Raw genomic sequence first — 17409 nt, 5'->3', positions numbered from 1 at the left:
GCGAGGAACTGCGCGACCAGCCACGACGGCGCCGCACCTGCCGAAGCACCGCCCATCACCACGGTGAACACCGCCAGGGACGGCACCGCCGAGCACCACCGTCGTGGCTGATCACCGCTGCGGCGGATCAAGAGTGCGGCGGAGCGGGAGTGCCGGCCGAGGGGGAAGGGACGGTTGTGCAAAGGGCGCGGTGACGGCGAAGGCGTCGGCCTCCTGTCAGGTGGAGGACATCGGCCGACCCGCAGCCGGAACTGATCCCCGCCCCACAACCCCGGCCCCGTACCATGGACCGCATGTCGTTCCTCCGTCGCCGCAGCGCCACGCCCGCCGGCCCCGAATTCGACGTTCTGGCCATGGACCCGGGTGACTGGCCCGGCAACCTCGGTGCCGGGCTGCTGCCCGCGCCCGACGGCACCTGCCAGGGCGTCTTCCTGCGCTACGACCTCTTCGGCGGCCGCGGCCCCGCGATGATCATCGGCAACCTCCCCGAGGGCTCCCCGGCCCGCGAGGTGGAGGAGGACGAGATCCCCTTCGAGGTCGGCCAGCTCCTCCTCGCCCTGGAGAACGACGAGGACGTCACCGTCGTCGGCACCGAGGACATGCCGGTCCTGCAGGGCGACAACCTGCTGATCGTGCGCCGCCTCAAGCTCTCCGAGAGCCGGATCTCCTGCGTCCAGTTCGACCGCAGCGACGGCGTCCTGGTGACCATCGCGGCCTGGGACCGCCCGATCACCGACGACCTGTACGCCCTGCTGAAGCCGCTCCCGGCGGAGCTTTTCCAGCAGGGCTGAGGCCGGCTACCTCCCGTGGCCGTGGTGCCGTCCGGCCTTCGCGGCCGGCACCACGTCGACGTCGGCCGCGCGGACGAACCCGACCCGGTGGCCGTACTGGATCTCGTAGTACAGGTCCTTGCCGACCACGACCTTGTGCGAGTCCGTGCTGAAGGTGACGGCGTAGTAGTACTCGCCGGGCACCTCGTCACCGGCCACGTACTTCTGACCCGCCGGGATCGTGTACGGCAGCGGTGAGACCGACTGGGCCGGTACCCCGGAGGGGTACGCGGACGCCTCCGGATAGGCGCGGCCGTACACCGGGATGCCGGTCCGGCCCGCCTTCGGCGTGATCACCACGCCGGTCGAGGCGACCGCCGCCGGGGCGCCGGCCGGGTTCTCGAACCAGGCCTTCTGCCCGAGGTACCAGATCGCAGTCCAGTCCCCCCAGGTGTCCGCCACCGTGTACTGCTGGCCGGTGGAGGCCCGCGAGGAGAGGTCGTTCACGTCGGTCGTCGGCGTCGTGCCCATGCCGATGTCCTTGATCAGGGCCGAGTTCACGTCGTGGTCGGAGTACAGCCGGACCTCGCCGGACCCGTGCGCGGCACAGGGCTGGCCCTTGGTGACGCAGCCGGTGTACGCCGGCTGGTTCGTGGCGTAGTCCGGCAGGATCGTGACCACACCGCCCGTCACCACCCGGTGCTTCTTGCCCGCCTTGTGCTTGAAGGGGTGGTCCAGCAGTTCGAAGTAGTGCCGCCAGTCCCAGTAGGGGCCGGGATCGGTGTGCATCCCGGGGATCGTCGACGTGGTCGGGCCCGGCACCGTGTCGTGGCCGAGGATGTGCTGCCGGTCCAGCGGGATGCCGTACTGCTCGGAGAGGTACTTCACCAGCCGGGCCGAGGAGCGGTACATCGCCTCCGTGTACCAGGCGTCCGGCGAGGCGAGGAAGCCCTCGTGCTCGATGCCGATCGACTTCGCGTTGATGTACCAGTTGCCCGCGTGCCAGGCCACGTCCTTCGCCTTGACGTGCTGGGCGATCAGACCGTCGGTGGAGCGGATGGTGTAGTTCCAGGACACATAGGTCGGGTCCTGGACCAGCTTGATCGTGGTGTCCCAGGAGCCCTCGGTGTCGTGGATGACGATGTACTTGATGCTCTGCGAGGCCGGCCGGTCGGCGAGGTCGTGGTTGCCGTAGTCGTTGTCCCCGAACTGCGCGTAGGGCGCGGGGATCCACTCGCACGACACCGTTGCCGGGCACTCCGTCCCGTCGTCCGCCGCCGTCGTGCGCAGCCCGGTCAGCTCCAGCTGCGCGGTGTCGGCCCGCAGTTCCGGCTGGGCGGCGAGGGCGACGACCTGTCCCGCGTCGGTGGTGCGCTGTTCGCCCGTGTGGAGGACGTCGAACACGTCGTTGGCGTACGCCGCCGCGGTCGCCGTGTCGTCGGCGCCGGAGAAACGGGCGATCGCGCCGTACCAGTCCGCCGGATCGGCGCTGAGCGGCTGGTGCAGGTCCCGCTGGGCGGCGGCGAGCAGCGCGGCACCGCCGGCCACGTTCGCCGCCGCGTCGGTGCGCAGCCGCTCGGCCGGGAGCCCGGTCAGCCCGGCGGCCTTCGTCAGGGTCTTGAGACGCGCCGGGAGCGCGGAGCCCGGCGGGACCTGCACGCTGGGGTGGAGAGCGGGACGGGCGCTGTCGCCGCGGGCGTCCTCGGTGCCGTCGGCGAAGTGCTCGGTGGCCGTCGCGAGCGCCGTGTGCGCGTCGGTGAGGTGCATCGGCCCGTAGCCGCCGGTCACGCTGGGCGCTCCGCCGTGGGTGTCCCAGCGGGACTGGAGGTAGGAGACGGCGAGCAGCACGCTCTGCGGCACGTGGTACTCGGCGGCGGCGGACGCGAACGCCTGCTGGAGCAGTCCGGCGGACGACTCGTCGGTGTCCGGTGGGGGTGCGGCGCCCAGCAGCGGCAGGAGCAGGGCCGCGGCGGCGACGGCTCCGGCCGTCCTGCGCCTGCGTCTGCCGCTGCACGGGGGTGCGGGCTCGGTGACGGATCCTCGCAATGCAGCCTCCTGGGGCGATGGGGCGCGACGGGGCGTGCGGGGCTGAGCGTGGCTCAGTGGTACCGGCTTGCCGACGATCCGTCAATCATGCCCAGAGAGACTCGAATTCCCATGTCATGCGGTGATCGTGGGAGTTTCGTGGTGGCGGTCCGCAGGCCTGCGGGGCGTCAGTGGCGTACACCAGTGGACGGCCGTGACACCCCCCGCGGACATGCGAGGATCCGCGGCGCGCAGTTGCCCTGAGCGCACCGCGGATCCTCGTCCCCGTCAGCGAGTGCCGACCGCCGCGCGCACGGCCCGTCGGGCCAGCTGGCAGTCGTCGTGCAGCCGCCGGAGCAGCAGCCGCTGTTCCTCGCCGGTCGGCGCGGCGCCCGGGTGGGCCGTACCCGGTGCCGCCGGGGTCGCGTCGTGCATCGAACGCTGCACGGCGGTCTCGTAGGTCCGGATCTCCCGGGTGAGGACCAGCATCAGGTTCACCAGGAAGGCGTCCCGGGAGGCCGGCCCCGCCGACTGGGCGATCTGGCTGATCTGCCGGCGCGCCACGGGGGCGTCGCCGAGGACCGACCAGAGCGTGGCCAGGTCGTACCCCGGCAGGTACCAGCCCGCGTGCTCCCAGTCCACCAGCACTGGACCGGCCGGGGACAGCAGGATGTTCGAGAGCAGGGCGTCGCCGTGGCAGAACTGGCCCATCCCCTGGCGGCCCGCCGCGACGGCGATGCCGTGCAGCAGCTTCTGCAGGTCGCCCATGTCCCGGTCGGTGAGCAGACCCAGCTCGTGGTACCGGGCGATCCGGGCCGGGTAGTCCACCGGGGCGTCGAAGGTGCCCGCCGGGGGCCGCCACGCGTTCAGCCGGCAGATCGCGCCCAGCGCGGCCCGGATGTCCGCGCGGGGCGGGGCCTCCGCCGGGTGGCGCTGGACCGCCGCCACCCGGCCGGGCATCCGCTCGATCACCAGCGTGCAGTTGTCCGGGTCCGCCGCGATCAGCCTCGGCACCCGGATCGGCGGCCGGTGCCGGACGAACGAGCGGTATGCGGCTATTTCGTGGCGGGTCCGCTCCGCCCAGGCGGGGGAGTGGTCCAGCAGGCACTTCGCCACGGCCGTGCTGCGCCCCGTCGTGCCGACGAGGATCACCGACCGGCCGGTGCGGCGCAGTACCTGGACCGGAGCGAACTCCGGGCAGATCCGGTGCACCGACGCGATCGCGGTGCGCAGTTGCGCGCCCTGGGGGCCGGACAGGTCGAGTCTGCCGCTGAGGGGCTGGGTGCCCGGACCCGCCGGGCGCCGCGGCCGGCCCACGACCGGTACGGCGGCCCCCGGACGCGCGGGGTCGAGGTAGGGTCCGCCGCCCGCCGGGCGGGGGCGCAGCGACCGGGGGGGAGCGGACACGGAGGACGATGCTGCGTACATGGGAGATACAGATCCCTTCGTGTGCCTGCGGTGCCTGCCTGAGAAGTCCTGTGAGGGGTTCTCGCGCCCAGCCCGTCCCGGCCGCCCGGGCACACCCTGGGGAGTGTGCCCGTCGAGTGGCGACCGGGTCGGGGTGGCGCGTTCCTACCTGACACCCGTTGCCCAGTGGCACACCATCTGGCGCACCCTGGCGAACCGTGGCGAATAGTCGCCCGGCAACCGGCACCGGGCTACTGTCAACTCAGCCGAGAACCTGGGGGCTTGACGTGACCGGAGAACCCAACACCCGCCTCTCGGACCTGTTCGGCCTGGCCGGCTGGTCCAAGGGCGAACTCGCGAGGCTGGTCAACCGGCAGGCGGCGGCCATGGGCCACCCCCAGCTGGCGACCGACACCTCCCGGGTGCGGCGGTGGATCGACACGGGCGAGATCCCGCGCGATCCGGTGCCGCGGGTGCTGGCGGCTCTGTTCACCGAGCGTCTCGGCCGTGTCGTGACCATCGAGGACCTCGGTCTGGTACGGCACGGGCGTACGGGAAAACGGCCGGACGACGGGAACGTGGAACATCCCGACGGCATGCCGTGGGCGCCCGAACGAACCGCCGCGGTCCTCACCGAATTCACGGGAATGGACCTCATGCTCAACCGACGCGGCTTGGTGGGCGCGGGTGCCGCGCTCACCGCGGGATCCGTACTCAGCAGCGCCATGTACGAGTGGCTGCACACCGACCCCACACTCAAGGCCGACGCCCCCGTCCTCGACGATCCTCTGCACGCCGACCCCGCCGGGTTCGACCGCTACGAGGCCGCCCCCATCGGGTCCGAGGAGATGGAGGAACTGGAGCGCTCCGTCGAGGTGTTCCGCGCCTGGGACGCGGCCCGCGGCGGCGGCCTCCAGCGCAAGGCCGTGGTGGGACAGCTCAACGAGGTGGGCGGCATGCTCGCCTACCGCCACCCCGAGCACCTCCAGCGGCGCCTGTGGGGCGTCGCCGCCAACCTCGCCGTCCTCGCGGGCTGGATGTCGCACGACGTCGGCCTGGAGCCCACGGCCCAGAAGTACTTCGTCATCGCCGCCCACGCGGCCCGTGAGGGCGGCGACCGGCCGCGTGCCGGGGAGGCGCTCTCCAGAGCGGCTCGCCAGATGGTGCACCTCGGCCGGCCCGACGACGCACTGGACCTGATGAAGCTCGCCAAGTCCGGCTCCGGCGACGAGGTGCTGCCGCGCACCCGGGCGATGCTCCACACCATCGAGGCCTGGGCACAGGCGTCGATGGGCAAGGGCCAGGCGATGCGCCGCACCCTCGGCCAGGCGGAGGACCTGTTCGTCTCCGACCGGGGCGACGTGCCGCCGCCGAGCTGGATGCAGATGTTCAAGGAAGAGGACCTGTACGGCATGCAGGCCCTCGCCTACCGCACACTGGCCGAGCACGACCCGGCCGCGGCCGTGCACGCCCAGCACTACGCGGAGAAGGCACTGGCCCTGCGGGTGGACGGCCGGCAGCGGTCGAAGATCTTCGACTTCCTGTCCATGGCCTCCGCCTGCTTCATCGCGGACGATCCCGAACAGGCGGACCGTTACGCCCGGCTGGCCCTGATGTCGATGGGGTCGAACTCCTCCCACCGCACCTGGGACCGGCTGCGCGAGATGTACCGGCTCACCGCCGAGTACGCGAGCTACCCGAGGATCCAGGAACTGCGGGAGGAGATCAAGCTGGCCCTGCCCAGGGCCAGGACCAAGGGGAACCACAACAGCGCGCAGGCGTAGGGGCCGGTGCGCTCGACACGAGCCGGCTGATCGCAGCAGGACGGCACCCGCTGCCTCTCCCTGCGCTGCGCTCTGCCCGCCTACTCACTCACCTTGGCGACGAGCACGCAGGCGTCATCCGCGCGCCCGCCCTCGCCGAACTCCTCGACCACGGCCCTGACACAGTCCTGGGCGGTGCGCGCCGCCCCGAACCGGGGCGCCAGGCCGAGGAGTACGTCCAGGGAGTCCGCTCCGCTGTGCCCGGGCACCACTCCGTCGGTGTGCAGCAGGAGCAGGTCGCCCGGTTCCAGGGTGACTTCGGCCTGCCCGTAACCGGCTCCCGAGGTGACACCGAGCAGCACACCGTCCGGCGCGCTGAGCGCACGCCCCGTCCCGCCGCGGAACAGCAGCGGGGCGGGGTGTCCTGCCTGCGCCCAGGTCAGGGTGCGGGTGGCGGGCCGGTAGCGGCAGCAGACCGCGCTGCCCAGCGCCGGTTGCACGGTGGCGTCGAGCAACTGGTTCAGCAGGGACATGAGCTGCCCCGGCCGGGTGCCGGCCATCGCCATCCCGCGTACGGCGCCCAGCAGCATCGTCATGCCCGAGGCGACGGCGACGCCGTGGCCGGTGAGGTCGCCGACGCTCAGCAGGGTGTCGCCGTCGGACAGCTCCAGCGCGTCGTACCAGTCGCCGCCCAGCAGGGTTCCGGCCCCCGCGGGCAGGTGGCGGGCGGCGACGTCGAGCGTGCCGGGACCCCGGCCCGGCAGCCGCAGGGCATCGTGTCCGGGCGGCAGCACGGCCTCCTGGAACGCGACGGCGAGCCGCTGTTCGGTCTCGGCCCGGCGGCGGTGCCGCTGCATCGTGTCGCGGGTCTCGCGCACCGTCCGCTGGCTGAGCCGCAGTTCGCTGACGTCGCGCAGCACGGCCCACATCGAGGCGGTGGCGCCGTCGCCGTCGAGCACCGGTTCGCCCATCATGTGGACGGTCCGCACGTTCCCGTCGGGCCGCAGGACGCGGAACTCGCCGTCGATCGGTTTGGCGTCGACCAGGCAGTCGGTGACCATCGCGGTCAGCCGGGGCCGGTCCTCGTCCAGGACCAGGGCGGGCAGTTCGTCGAGGGTGAGCGCGGACGCGGCCGGATCGCGGCCGAGGATCTGGAAGAGCTCGCCGGACCAGCTCGCCTCGTCCGTCAGGAGGTTCCACTCCGCGCTGCCGACCCGGCTGAGCAGCGAGCCCGCGGCGGGCGGGGCACCGCCGGCGGGTGCGGTCTCCGCGCCGGCCGGCAGGGGCGCCGGCCCGTCCCGCAACTGGGCCAAGTGCTCGTCCAGGTCGTTGAGCTGATGGAGTGCCAGGTCGTACAGGGCCCGCTGCCAGCGCTCCTCGGAGTCCGAACCCGAACTCCGGGTGTCCCGCCGCACCGCGTCCACGTCGCCCTTGAGCCGCCGCGTCTGCGATATCAACGCCTCGACGGAGCCGCGCCCGGGCGGCTGCGCTGCGGGGCGGTCCGCGGAGACATGGGACGGCATGAGCACTCCGATGCGGGGACTGAACGGCCAAGGCGGACGGGGGGACCGGTTACGACTGTTGCACAGCCTGCGACGCCCCGTAAGGGATTTGGCAACACACGATGAGGTGGTGCTTCTGGCATATGCCAGAGTCTTCATGGGCTGGTCGAGGCCCGTCAAAGGTGTACGCGAGTGGCGGTACGAGTCGTAGTGGGACTACGTGATTCGGCGGACTCCGCGAGCTCTCCGTGTCGCGCTCGGGCGGTTGTTCGACGCCTCTGTGTTCACAGTGTCGCGGTCTCGGCCAACCGCGGCAACTCTGTCCGGAATTCGCGTCATGCGAGGAGCCTTCCCGGAGTCCTACAGGCATGGACATCTCTTTCGAGCAAGCCGCCCGCGCCCGGCTGATCACCGCCGAGGACGAGGAGGTCCCGGTGCCCGCCACGCTCCGGTACACCTCCGGTGATCCGCTGGCCGTCTTCGTCGACTTCCCGGCCGAGGTCACCCTCGGCGGCGAGGAGGTCACCTGGACCTTCGCCCGCTCGCTCCTCGACCAGGGGCTCAGTGCCCCGGCCGGGCGCGGGGACGTCCACATCTGGCCCTGCGGCCCGGGCCGTACGGCCGTGGAGTTCCACTCGCCGCACGGCCTCGCCCTGCTCCAGTTCGACACCCAGGCGCTGTTCCGGTTCCTGCAGCGCACCCACGAGGTGGTGGCCCCGGGGCAGGAGGACGTCGAGGCCGTGGTGGAACGGGGCCTGAGCACGCTCTTCGGGGGCGTGTGAGGCGAACGGGGCGCTACCGACCCGGACTTTGACTTCTGTTCACTCCCGCCTCACCGATCCGGCCCGGAGCCTGCCGACCGCCCCGTGCACCCTGGCGCGCGGTGCGCCGCACGGGCGCACCGGTGACGAGGACGGGGCGAATGACACCGATCAGCCGAAGAGGCTTCGTGGGACTGGGCGCTTCCGTTGCGGCGGGCATGACGGTGGGCGCCGCCGGCCCGCGGACCGCGGCCACGGCACAGAGCACGGCGACCGGCACGATCTCGGACGTCGGGCACGTGGTGATCCTCATGCAGGAGAACCGCAGCTTCGACCACTACTTCGGGCGCCTCAAGGGCGTCCGCGGCTTCGCCGACCGCAGCGGCATCACCCTGAGCGGCGGCCATCCGGTCTTCAACCAGCCGAACGGTACGGGCCGCCAGTACCCGTGGAAGCTCAGCGCCACCCCCGACGCGGGCGGCAAGGACGGCGAGACCCTCGCCCAGTGCAACGGTGACCTCCCGCACTCCTGGTCCTCCCAGCACTCCGCGTGGAACAAGGGCCGCCTCGACAACTGGGTCGCGGGCGTCGGCAACGTGCGGTCCCTCGGCTACCTGGACCGCGCCGACATCCCCTTCCACTACGCGCTCGCCGACAACTACACGATCTGTGACGCCTACTTCTGCTCCACCCTCAGCGCGACCGGCCCCAACCGCACCTACCTGTGGAGCGGAAAGGTAGACTCCGCCAGCTACGACGGCGGCGACGAGTCGGGCCTGACCTGGCAGAACTACGCCGAGGCCCTGCAGGGCGCCGGTGTGACCTGGAAGGTCTACCAGAACGCCCAGGACAACTACGGGGACAACGGCTGCGCGTACTTCAAGAACTTCGCGAACGCCGGAGCCGGCAACCCGCTCCACGACCGGGGCATGTCCTCCGTCCCCGCGGTGACCGGCTCCACTCCCGACGACATCGCCGCCGCGATCAGGGCCGACGTCGTCGCAGGCACCCTCCCCCAGGTCTCCTGGGTGGTCGCCAACCAGGCCTTCTCCGAGCACCCCTACGCCCCGCCCGGCGACGGCGCCCACTTCGTCAACCTGGTCTACCAGGCCCTCGCCGCCGACGCGGACGTCTTCGACTCCACCGTCCTGTTCCTCAACTACGACGAGAACGACGGCTACTTCGACCACGTCCCGCCGCCGGCGCCGCCCGCCGGCACGGCAGGCGAGTTCCTGAACGGCGTGCCGTACGGCTTCGGCTTCCGGGTCCCGATGATCGTCATCTCGCCCTGGACCCGCGGCGGCTGGGTCTCCTCCGAGGTCTTCGAGCACACCTCGGTGCTGCGCTTCCTGGAGACCTGGACGGCGGCTCTCGGCACACCGGCGAACTGTCCCAACATCAGCACCTGGCGACGCGCCGTGAGCGGCGACCTGACCGGCGTCTTCGACTTCGCCAACCCGGTCCACGGCGCCGTCTCCCTGCCCGCGACCGGCGTCATCGGCTACTCCACCTGCGGTCCGCTGCCCAACCCGGTGCCCACCGGCAACGCGCTGCCCGCCCAGGAGCCCGGCAGCCGCCCGGCCCGCGCGCTGCCCTACCAGCCGAACGGCTACCTGGACCACCTGGAGTTCGGGACCGGCGGCACGATCCGCGCCTGGTTCACCATGGCCAACCAGGGCACCCCGGCGACCCGGCCGGCCCACTTCTCCCTCCACCCGAACGCCTACCGGGACACCACGCCCTGGCAGTACACGGTGGACGGCGGCTCCACCGCCTCCGACTACTTCAACATCGGCACCGGGAACGGCGCCGGCAAGTACGACATCACCATGGTCGGCCCCAACCGCTTCCTGCGCCGCTTCCAGGGCGACGCCACCAAGGCCGGCAAGTCGGCCGAGGTGAGCACCCGTTACGCCGTGGAGCCCGGCACCGGCAAGCTCGCCGTGTGGTTCAAGATGGCCAACACCGGCTCCGCGTCCGTCAAGTTCACCATCACCTCGAACAACTACCGCACCGACGGCCCCTGGACGTACACGGTCGCGGCGGGTGCCTCCACCGAGGACTACTTCAACGCCGTCGCGTACCAGAGCGGCTGGTACGACTTCACGGTCACGGTGGACGCCGACGCGACCTGGTCGCGCCGGTTCACCGGCCATCTGGAGACGGGCGCCGCCAGCGTCAGCGGCTGACGTCCGCGTACAGGTCCGGGCGCGGGGCGAGAGCGACGGCCGTACGGCCGCCGCTCTCCAGCGCCCGGACCCCGGCCTCGGCGACGACGGAGGAGGCGTAGCCGTCCCAGGCGCTGGGTCCGGTGACCCGGCCCTGCCGGGTGGCGGTCACCCAGGCCTGCACCTCGCGGTCGTAGGCGTCGGCGAACCGCACCAGGTAGTCCTGGGCCACCTCCTCGCGGGCGCCGCCGGCCGCGGTGACCAGCATGGTGTGGTCCTCGCCGATCCGGGCGCTGCCCTGCTCGCACACGGCCTCGCAGCGCACCTGGTAGCCGAAGCCGCAGTTCACGAAGACCTCGACGTCGACGACGGCGCCGCCGTCGGTCTCGAAGAGCACCAGCTGCGGGTCGAGCAGCCCCTCGGGGGCGCCCGCGGAGGGCCGCGGCCGCAGCACGGTCACCGCGGTCAGCTCCTGGCCGAGCAGCCAGCGGGCGGCGTCGATCTCGTGCGACACCGAGCTGTTGATCAGCATGGCGCTGGTGAAGCCGGGCGGCGAGGACACGTTGCGGTGGGTGCAGTGCAGCATCAGCGGCCGGCCCAGGCCGCCGCCGTCCAGCAGCGACTTCAGGCGCCCGTACTCGGCGTCGTAGCGGCGCATGAACCCGATCTGCGCCAGCCTGCGCCCGAGCCCCGCCTCGGCCTCCACCACCCGCAGCGCACCGGTGGAGTCCGGCACCATGGGCTTCTCGCACAGCACCGGGAGCCCGCGCTCGAAGCAGGCGAGCAGCGGTTCCTCGTGCGCCGGGCCCGGAGAGGCGATCAGCACGGCGTCGACGCCTGGCGCGGCCAGGGCGGCCAGCGGGTCCGCGTGCACGGTGACGCCGTCCAGGGCGGCCACCGCTTCCTTGGCGCGGTCGAGGTCGGGGTCGGCCACCGCGGCCACCCGCGCACCGCTCACCACCTGGTCCAGCCGTCGTATGTGGTCGGCTCCCATGTGTCCGGCACCCAGCACCGCGACGCCCAGCAACTCAGCCACGCCCACACACTCCCTCTCGGCCGACGATCACGCTCCAGAGCCTACGTCGGCCGGGTGAGGGGCCCGTCAGTAGCGCAGCACGCCGGCGATGCCGTTCTCGTCGCCCAGGGTGCCGTCCGGGACGAAGCGGACGTCGGCGCCGGTCTCCAGGCACTGCTCGACGATCTCGTCCACGATGTCGTCGCGGGCGTCCAGGTCACCGCTGGCGGCCGGGACCAGGTGGTCGCCGTCGTCGCGGACCGTGGCGCGGTAGTTCTCCTCGACGGCGAGCAGCCGGACCCGGCCCTCACGGGCGCTCTGCCAGAGCTCGTCGACACCGGCCGCGAACGTCTTGTGACCGCGCGCGGACTCGAGTTCCCGGGTCACCGACGCGGTGCTCCGGCGGTTCTCCGCCTGAAGAAGCGGAGCGATCGCCTGCCACACGGCCTCGGGGCCGGCGTGCGAGAGACCGCCGTGCCGCACGGGGATGCTGTGTCTGGCGACGTTGCCGAGCTCCTCCCACAGGGAGAGGGCGGCCTGCTCTCCGGTGACGTACAGCGGCCGCGGCTCGTCGCGCAGCAGCGCCGCCATCGCGGTGTTCGCGTCCCGCAGGAAGTGCTTGGTGCCCTCGTCGCGGAAGGTGCTGGGCGTGTCGCCGATCTGCTCCTGGCGTTCGGCGTCGAAGTTCCGCTGCGGGCGGTCCATCGGGAACCCGCCGGTCCTGCTCTCGGTGACGCGGTCGGTGCCGCCGTTCCACAGCGTGACGCGGTCCGCCGAGATCGACAGCACCCAGAACGGGCGCTCGGCGGCGTGCGCCGAGACCAGGTTGCGGGTCAGGAAGGTGTCCGAGAGCACCACGCGCTCGGGCACGCTGCGGGCCAGCGACCACACCTGGTGCTCACCCGGCGCCGCGAAGATCACCAGGCCGTCCTCGGTGTATGTCAGGTCGACCTCGGCGAGCGCCTGTTCGAGCTGGCCGACCACGTCGGAGCGCCGGTCCCTGGTGACCGCGGGATCCGCCTCCAGCTGCTTCTTCGCCTCGGCCACGACATTGCGCAGCCGGACGGGGTCCTGGGCGTTGTCGGGCTCACGGCGGTGCGTCGGGGTCAGCACCGACACGGCCGGATAGGGGCGCGGGCGGCGCAGCTCGGCAAGGGTCGAAGGACTGAGTGCGTGCTCCATATCAGCACCATAGGACCGATTCGCCATTGCGGCATTTGGGGTAATTCTCCGGCGCCTTCGGATCAGGGGCGCGCCGTAACCGTGTTGAGTCCCGGCGGCCGGTGACGGCGGCCGGGACGGCCGGTTACCGTACCCGGCAGTAACCGGATCACGCCCCAGGAGGCCCGCATGCCGCAGCTCGAAGTCGACGGAGCGGCACTGACGTACGACGACGAGGGCCCCCGCGACGGTGGCGCCGCGCCGCTGGTGTTCATCCACGGCTGGACCGCGAACCGGCACCGCTGGGACCACCAGGTGGCGCACTTCGCCGCGGACCGCCGGGTGATCCGGCTCGACCTGCGCGGCCACGGCGAGAGCACAGGGGCCGGGGTGAAAACGGTCGCCGAGCTGGCCCAGGACGTGGTCGCGCTCCTCGACCACCTGGAGGTGGACCGTTTCGTCCCCGTCGGCCACTCCATGGGCGGCATGATCTCCCAGACCCTCGCCCTGGCCCACCCCGACCGGGTCGAGCGGATGGTCCTGGTCAACTCCATCGGGCGGATGACGTACAGCCGCGGCCGCGGGCTGCTGATGGCGGCCTCGACCCTCGTGCCGTTCAAGCTGTTCGTCGCCGCCAACATCCAGCGCGCCTTCGCCCCCGGTTACCCGCGCGAACAGATCCGGGAGTACGTCCGCGCGTCCGCCGGCACCCCGCGCGAGGTCGTGATGACGCTGTACGGCGCCATGCGGGCCTTCGACGTCCTCGACCGGGCCGGTGAGATCACCGCGCCCACCCTGATGGTGCACGGCTATCACGACATCCAGCTGCCGGTGGGGCAGATGCTGCGGATGGCCAAGGCCTACCCGGACGCGGAGGTCCGGATCATCGACGCGGGCCACGAGCTTCCGGTGGAGCGGCCGGCCGAGCTGACGGCGGTGCTGGACAGGTTCCTGGCCCCGGCCGCGTAGCGCGAGCTCCCGACAGCACCTGGTGACCGGCGCCCGGCGAAAGCCGCGGCGCCGACCCGTTTGGGAAACTTTTTGCGCTTGGCCTGTTCGCGGCACTCGGGGCCCGCTGTGAGGCGGCTTTGCGGGCCTCGCGCGGGCAAAGCGCGTCCGAAAGTGGGGGTGAGGTACTCCGTTCGTGTTACGGCCAGGTTGACCGGCCGAGGTCCCGGGCGCACGCTCGCTATATAGGTGCTGAATACAAGTGGTTCGCTCGGGCAATTGCCTGCGCCGCGGAACCGCAGGTGGCGCGCATTTCCCCGGCTGACCGGCAGCAGGAGGTAGCGCATGTGTGGCATCACCGGCTGGGTCTCCTTCGACCGTGACCTCACCACCGAGAACCGCGCATTGGATGCAATGACGGAGACCATGGCCTGCCGCGGCCCCGACGACCGGGGCACCTGGAGCGAGGGCCCCGCCGCCCTGGGGCACCGCCGGCTCGCGATCATCGACCTGCCCGGCGGCCGTCAGCCGATGACCGTCCGCACCCCGGCCGGCACCGTCGCGATGGTCTACTCGGGCGAGGCCTACAACTTCACCGAGCTGCGCCGCGAACTCGCCGCCCGCGGCCACGAGTTCACCACCGACTCGGACACCGAGGTCGTGCTCCGCGGCTATGTGGAGTGGGGCGACGCCATCGCCGAGCGGCTCAACGGCATGTACGCCTTCGCCGTCTGGGACGGCCGCCACGACAAGCTCGTGATGATCCGCGACCGGATGGGCATCAAGCCCTTCTACATGTACCCGACCCCGGACGGCGTCCTGTTCGGCTCCGAGCCCAAGGCGATCCTCGCCAACCCGCTGGTCCGCCCCCGGGTCGGCCTGGACGGCCTGCGCGAGCTGTTCACCATGGTGAAGACTCCCGGACACGCGGTGTGGGAGGGCATGCGCGAGGTAGAACCCGGCACCGTCGTCACCGTGGACCGCCACGGACTGCGCACCCGCGTCTACTGGCGGCTGGAGACCCGCCCGCACACCGACGACCGTGCCACCACCGTCGCCACCGTCCGTGAACTCCTCGACGACATCGTGCGCCGCCAGCTGGTCGCCGACGTGCCCCGCTGCACCCTGCTCTCCGGCGGCCTCGACTCCTCCGCCATGACCGCGCTGGCCGCCCGACAGCTCGCCGTGCAGGGCGAGAAGGTCCGCAGCTTCGCCGTCGACTTCGTCGGCAGGACCGACAACTTCGTCGCCGACGAACTGCGCACCACCCCCGACACCCCCTTCGTGCACGACGTGGCCCGCCTGGCCCGCACCGACCACCAGGACATCGTCCTCGACGTGGCCAGCCTCGCCGACCCCGCGGTCCGCGAGCGGGTGATCCGGGCCCGCGACCTGCCGGCCGGGTTCGGCGACATGGACACCTCGCTCCTGCTGCTGTTCCGGGCCGTCCGCGACCAGTCCACCGTCGCGCTGTCCGGCGAGTCCGCCGACGAGGTGTTCGGCGGCTACCTGCAGTTCTTCGACGAGAAGGCGCGCACCGCCGACACCTTCCCCTGGCTCGTCCAGTTCGCCCGGCACTTCGGCGACGACGCCGGCGTCCTGCGTGCGGACCTCGCCAAGTCCCTCGACCTGGAGCACTACATCGCCGACGCCCACCACTCCGCCGTCACCGGCGTCGAACGCCTGGACGGCGAGAGCGACTTCGAGTTCCAGATGCGGCGCATGAGCTACCTGCACCTCACCCGCTTCGTGCGCATCCTGCTCGACCGCAAGGACCGGACGAGCATGGCCGTCGGCCTGGAGGTCCGGGTGCCGTTCTGCGACCACCGGCTCGTCGAGTACGTCTACAACGCGCCCTGGGCCCTCAAGTCCTTCGACGGCCGCGAGAAGACCCTCCTCCGGGAGGCCACCCGGGACGTCCTCCCGCAGTCCGTGTACGACCGGGTCAAGAGCCCCTACCCGTCCACCCAGGACCCGGAGTACGGCCGCGCCCTCCAGGAGCAGGTCAAGGACCTGGTCGCCCGGCCCGACCACCGGGTGTTCGACCTCGTCGACCGGGAGAAGGCCGACCGGGCGGCCCACCGGACCGAGCTGAGCACCCAGGCCGACCGGCGTGGTCTGGAACGCACCCTCGACCTGGCCCACTGGATCGACCTGTACGACCCGGAGCTCACCCTCTCCTGAGCGGGCCTCACCCCGGCGAGCCGGTGACGGAGCCGCCGTCACCGTCCGCCGGACAGGAGCTGCCGTCGGGCGGCAGCGTGCCGTAGAGCAGGAAGTCGTCGACCTTGCCGCGCACGCACCTGGACGACGTGTACCCGGTGTGGCCGTCGCCCCGGTTGTCCAGCACCACGGCCGACGGACCGAGCCGCTTCGCCGTCTCGACCGTCCAGCTGTACGGCGTCGCCGGGTCACCGCGGGTGCCCACCAGCAGCATCGGCGCGGAGGGCACGTCCTTCACCTTCTTGCGGATGAAGTCCGTGCCGCGCGGCCGGCCGTAGCACAGCAGCACCTGCGTCAGCCGGAACCGGCCGAACACCGGGGACACCTGCTGGTACTCCTGGTTCAGCCGGGCGACGTCCCGGGTGAGCCGCAGGGCGCCCGGCCGGTCCGGGTCGTCGGCGCAGTTGACCGCCATCAGCGCGGCCGAGAGGTTGTCCACGGGGATGTCCGCGCTGTCCACGAGCCCGCCCCCGTGCCCGTGCCCGGATCCGTGCCCTTGTCCGTGCGGCAGCGCGGAGCCGCCGGCGGCGAGGTTCTGCAGCCCGCGGGTGTCTCCGTCGTCGATCAGCGAGACCAGTGCCCGCTCCATCAGCGGCCACAGGTCCTTGCCGTAGAGCCCCTGCCCGATGGCGTCCACCAGGTCCTGGCCGGTGAACGGGCCGCCGAAGTCGGAGGGCACCGGGTCCTCGTCGAGGGAGCGCACCAGCTTCACGACCGCCTCACCGGCCTTGCGCCGGTCCTGCCCGAACGGGCACCCCCGGTCGGTGACGCACCAGTCCAGGAAGTCGTCCAGCGCCGCCTGCTGCCCCCGGGCCCCGGCCACCCCCTGCTCGGCCAGCGACTCGGTCACCGTGTCCACTCCGTCCAGCGCCACCCGGCCCACGTTGTAGGGGAACTGCGCCGCGTACACCGCGCCGAGCCTGGTGCCGTAGGAGAAGCCCAGGTAGTTCAGCTTCTTGTCGCCGAGCGCCTGGCGGATGACGTCCAGGTCCCGGGAGGCGTTCACGGTGCCTATGTGGGAGAGCACCGGCCCGGAGTTCCTGGTGCACCGGAGCGTGAGCTGCTTCAGCTCCTTCATCAGGGCCTGCGGGCGCGCGACGTCGGGGGGCTCGTCGGCGCTCGTGCCGTCCGCGGGGCCGCCGGTGTCCTCGCCGCAGCTGACGGGGGAGGAGCGGCCGACCCCGCGCGGGTCGAAGCCGACCACGTCGTAGCCGTTGGTCAGGCTCATGAACTCCTTGCCGTCCTGCCCGAGCTGGCTGACACCCGAGCCGCCCGGGCCGCCGAAGTTCAGCAGCACCGAGCCCCGCGACCTCCCGGTCGCCCGGTAGCGGGCCAGCGCCAGATCGAGGGTGCCCGCGGCCGGCCGTGCGTAGTCGAGGGGGACGGTGACCCTGGCACACTGCATGTCCTTGGGCAGTTCCACGTCCTTGCACGCCGCCCACCTGACCTTCTGCCGGTAGAACAGGGTCAGGTCCGGCTGCTCCCCGCCGCCCTCGGCCGCCGTGGTCGCGGGCAGCCCGCCGCCCAGCAGCACCAGCGCTGCCGGGGGGGGGGGGGGGGGGGGGCGAAGGGGGGGGGGGGGGGGGGGAACGGCAGGCACCGCGGGCCTCCACGGAGACTTCTTGGCGGAACCGGTCCAGGGTTTTTTCTCCCCCTAAACGGGCTC

General features: G+C 72.0%; 12 protein-coding genes. 6 read left to right on the top strand and 6 right to left on the bottom strand.

The window, feature by feature from the left end; genetic code table 11:
* Window positions 1-293: 293 nt before the first annotated feature.
* A complete protein-coding gene (locus tag ACZ63F_RS36645) occupies window positions 294-791 on the top strand; it encodes a glycosyltransferase family protein (protein ID WP_351960988.1) in 498 nt (165 codons plus the stop codon).
* Window positions 792-797: 6 nt separating this feature from the next.
* Here ACZ63F_RS36645 and ACZ63F_RS36640 read toward each other — a convergent pair whose 3' ends face one another.
* Together ACZ63F_RS36640 and ACZ63F_RS36635 are read right to left on the bottom strand one after the other, a co-directional pair.
* Window positions 798-2816, bottom strand: coding sequence for an N-acetylmuramoyl-L-alanine amidase (locus ACZ63F_RS36640; RefSeq protein ID WP_469717851.1), 2019 nt, complete (start codon window positions 2814-2816; stop codon window positions 798-800).
* A gap of 267 nt (window positions 2817-3083) precedes the next feature.
* On the bottom strand, window positions 3084-4223 hold the full coding sequence (locus ACZ63F_RS36635) for an aminoglycoside phosphotransferase family protein (protein ID WP_469717849.1): 1140 nt from the start codon (window positions 4221-4223) through the stop codon (window positions 3084-3086).
* Between the two features lie 266 nt (window positions 4224-4489).
* Here ACZ63F_RS36635 and ACZ63F_RS36630 point away from each other — a divergent pair, with 266 nt between their 5' ends.
* Window positions 4490-5986, top strand: a complete 1497-nt coding sequence (locus tag ACZ63F_RS36630; RefSeq protein WP_351960991.1) for a DNA-binding protein NsdB — start codon at window positions 4490-4492, stop codon at window positions 5984-5986.
* A gap of 80 nt (window positions 5987-6066) precedes the next feature.
* On the opposite strand, the gene ACZ63F_RS36625 is transcribed toward ACZ63F_RS36630, so the two are convergent.
* On the bottom strand, window positions 6067-7488 hold the full coding sequence (locus ACZ63F_RS36625; protein ID WP_469717848.1) for a PP2C family protein-serine/threonine phosphatase: 1422 nt from the start codon (window positions 7486-7488) through the stop codon (window positions 6067-6069).
* Window positions 7489-7835: 347 nt separating this feature from the next.
* Between ACZ63F_RS36625 and ACZ63F_RS36620 the strand changes: the two genes are divergently transcribed.
* Entirely contained in the window at window positions 7836-8249 is a 414-nt protein-coding gene (locus ACZ63F_RS36620; RefSeq protein WP_351960993.1) for an SsgA family sporulation/cell division regulator, read from the top strand.
* 140 nt (window positions 8250-8389) lie between these two features.
* Window positions 8390-10417, top strand: a complete 2028-nt coding sequence (locus ACZ63F_RS36615; RefSeq protein WP_469717846.1) for a phosphocholine-specific phospholipase C — start codon at window positions 8390-8392, stop codon at window positions 10415-10417.
* Here the strand turns inward: ACZ63F_RS36615 and ACZ63F_RS36610 are convergent.
* Both ACZ63F_RS36610 and ACZ63F_RS36605 read right to left on the bottom strand, forming a co-directional pair.
* Window positions 10407-11432, bottom strand: a complete 1026-nt coding sequence (locus tag ACZ63F_RS36610) for a Gfo/Idh/MocA family protein (RefSeq protein ID WP_469717844.1) — start codon at window positions 11430-11432, stop codon at window positions 10407-10409. The genes ACZ63F_RS36615 and ACZ63F_RS36610 overlap by 11 nt on opposite strands.
* 66 nt (window positions 11433-11498) lie before the next feature.
* Entirely contained in the window at window positions 11499-12593 is a 1095-nt protein-coding gene (locus ACZ63F_RS36605) for a baeRF3 domain-containing protein (RefSeq protein ID WP_469717843.1), read from the bottom strand.
* 168 nt (window positions 12594-12761) lie between these two features.
* On the opposite strand from ACZ63F_RS36605, the gene ACZ63F_RS36600 reads away from it, so the two are divergent.
* Both ACZ63F_RS36600 and asnB read left to right on the top strand, forming a co-directional pair.
* Window positions 12762-13541, top strand: coding sequence for an alpha/beta fold hydrolase (locus ACZ63F_RS36600; RefSeq protein ID WP_469717841.1), 780 nt, complete (start codon window positions 12762-12764; stop codon window positions 13539-13541).
* A gap of 324 nt (window positions 13542-13865) precedes the next feature.
* A complete protein-coding gene (asnB, locus tag ACZ63F_RS36595) occupies window positions 13866-15704 on the top strand; it encodes an asparagine synthase (glutamine-hydrolyzing) (RefSeq protein WP_469717839.1) in 1839 nt (612 codons plus the stop codon).
* Window positions 15705-15711: 7 nt separating this feature from the next.
* Here the strand turns inward: asnB and ACZ63F_RS36590 are convergent, their stop codons facing one another.
* Window positions 15712-17277, bottom strand: a complete 1566-nt coding sequence (locus ACZ63F_RS36590) for an alpha/beta hydrolase (protein WP_469717837.1) — start codon at window positions 17275-17277, stop codon at window positions 15712-15714.
* Between the last annotated feature and the right edge of the window lie 132 nt (window positions 17278-17409).

Source organism: Streptomyces sp. NPDC104761 (genome assembly GCF_055583445.1).
This window is presented reverse-complemented; position numbering and strand designations above follow the sequence as displayed.

What these genes read in the sequence shown, in the direction of transcription:
- ACZ63F_RS36620 (WP_351960993.1), top strand. Translation starts at nt 7,836, where the DNA reads ATGGACATCTCTTTCGAGCAAGCCGCCCGCGCCCGGCTGATCACCGCC.
- asnB (WP_469717839.1), top strand. Translation starts at nt 13,866, where the DNA reads ATGTGTGGCATCACCGGCTGGGTCTCCTTCGACCGTGACCTCACCACC.
- ACZ63F_RS36600 (WP_469717841.1), top strand. Translation starts at nt 12,762, where the DNA reads ATGCCGCAGCTCGAAGTCGACGGAGCGGCACTGACGTACGACGACGAG.
- ACZ63F_RS36605 (WP_469717843.1), bottom strand. Translation starts at nt 12,593, where the DNA reads ATGGAGCACGCACTCAGTCCTTCGACCCTTGCCGAGCTGCGCCGCCCG.
- ACZ63F_RS36615 (WP_469717846.1), top strand. Translation starts at nt 8,390, where the DNA reads ATGACACCGATCAGCCGAAGAGGCTTCGTGGGACTGGGCGCTTCCGTT.
- ACZ63F_RS36625 (WP_469717848.1), bottom strand. Translation starts at nt 7,488, where the DNA reads ATGCCGTCCCATGTCTCCGCGGACCGCCCCGCAGCGCAGCCGCCCGGG.
- ACZ63F_RS36635 (WP_469717849.1), bottom strand. Translation starts at nt 4,223, where the DNA reads ATGTACGCAGCATCGTCCTCCGTGTCCGCTCCCCCCCGGTCGCTGCGC.
- ACZ63F_RS36645 (WP_351960988.1), top strand. Translation starts at nt 294, where the DNA reads ATGTCGTTCCTCCGTCGCCGCAGCGCCACGCCCGCCGGCCCCGAATTC.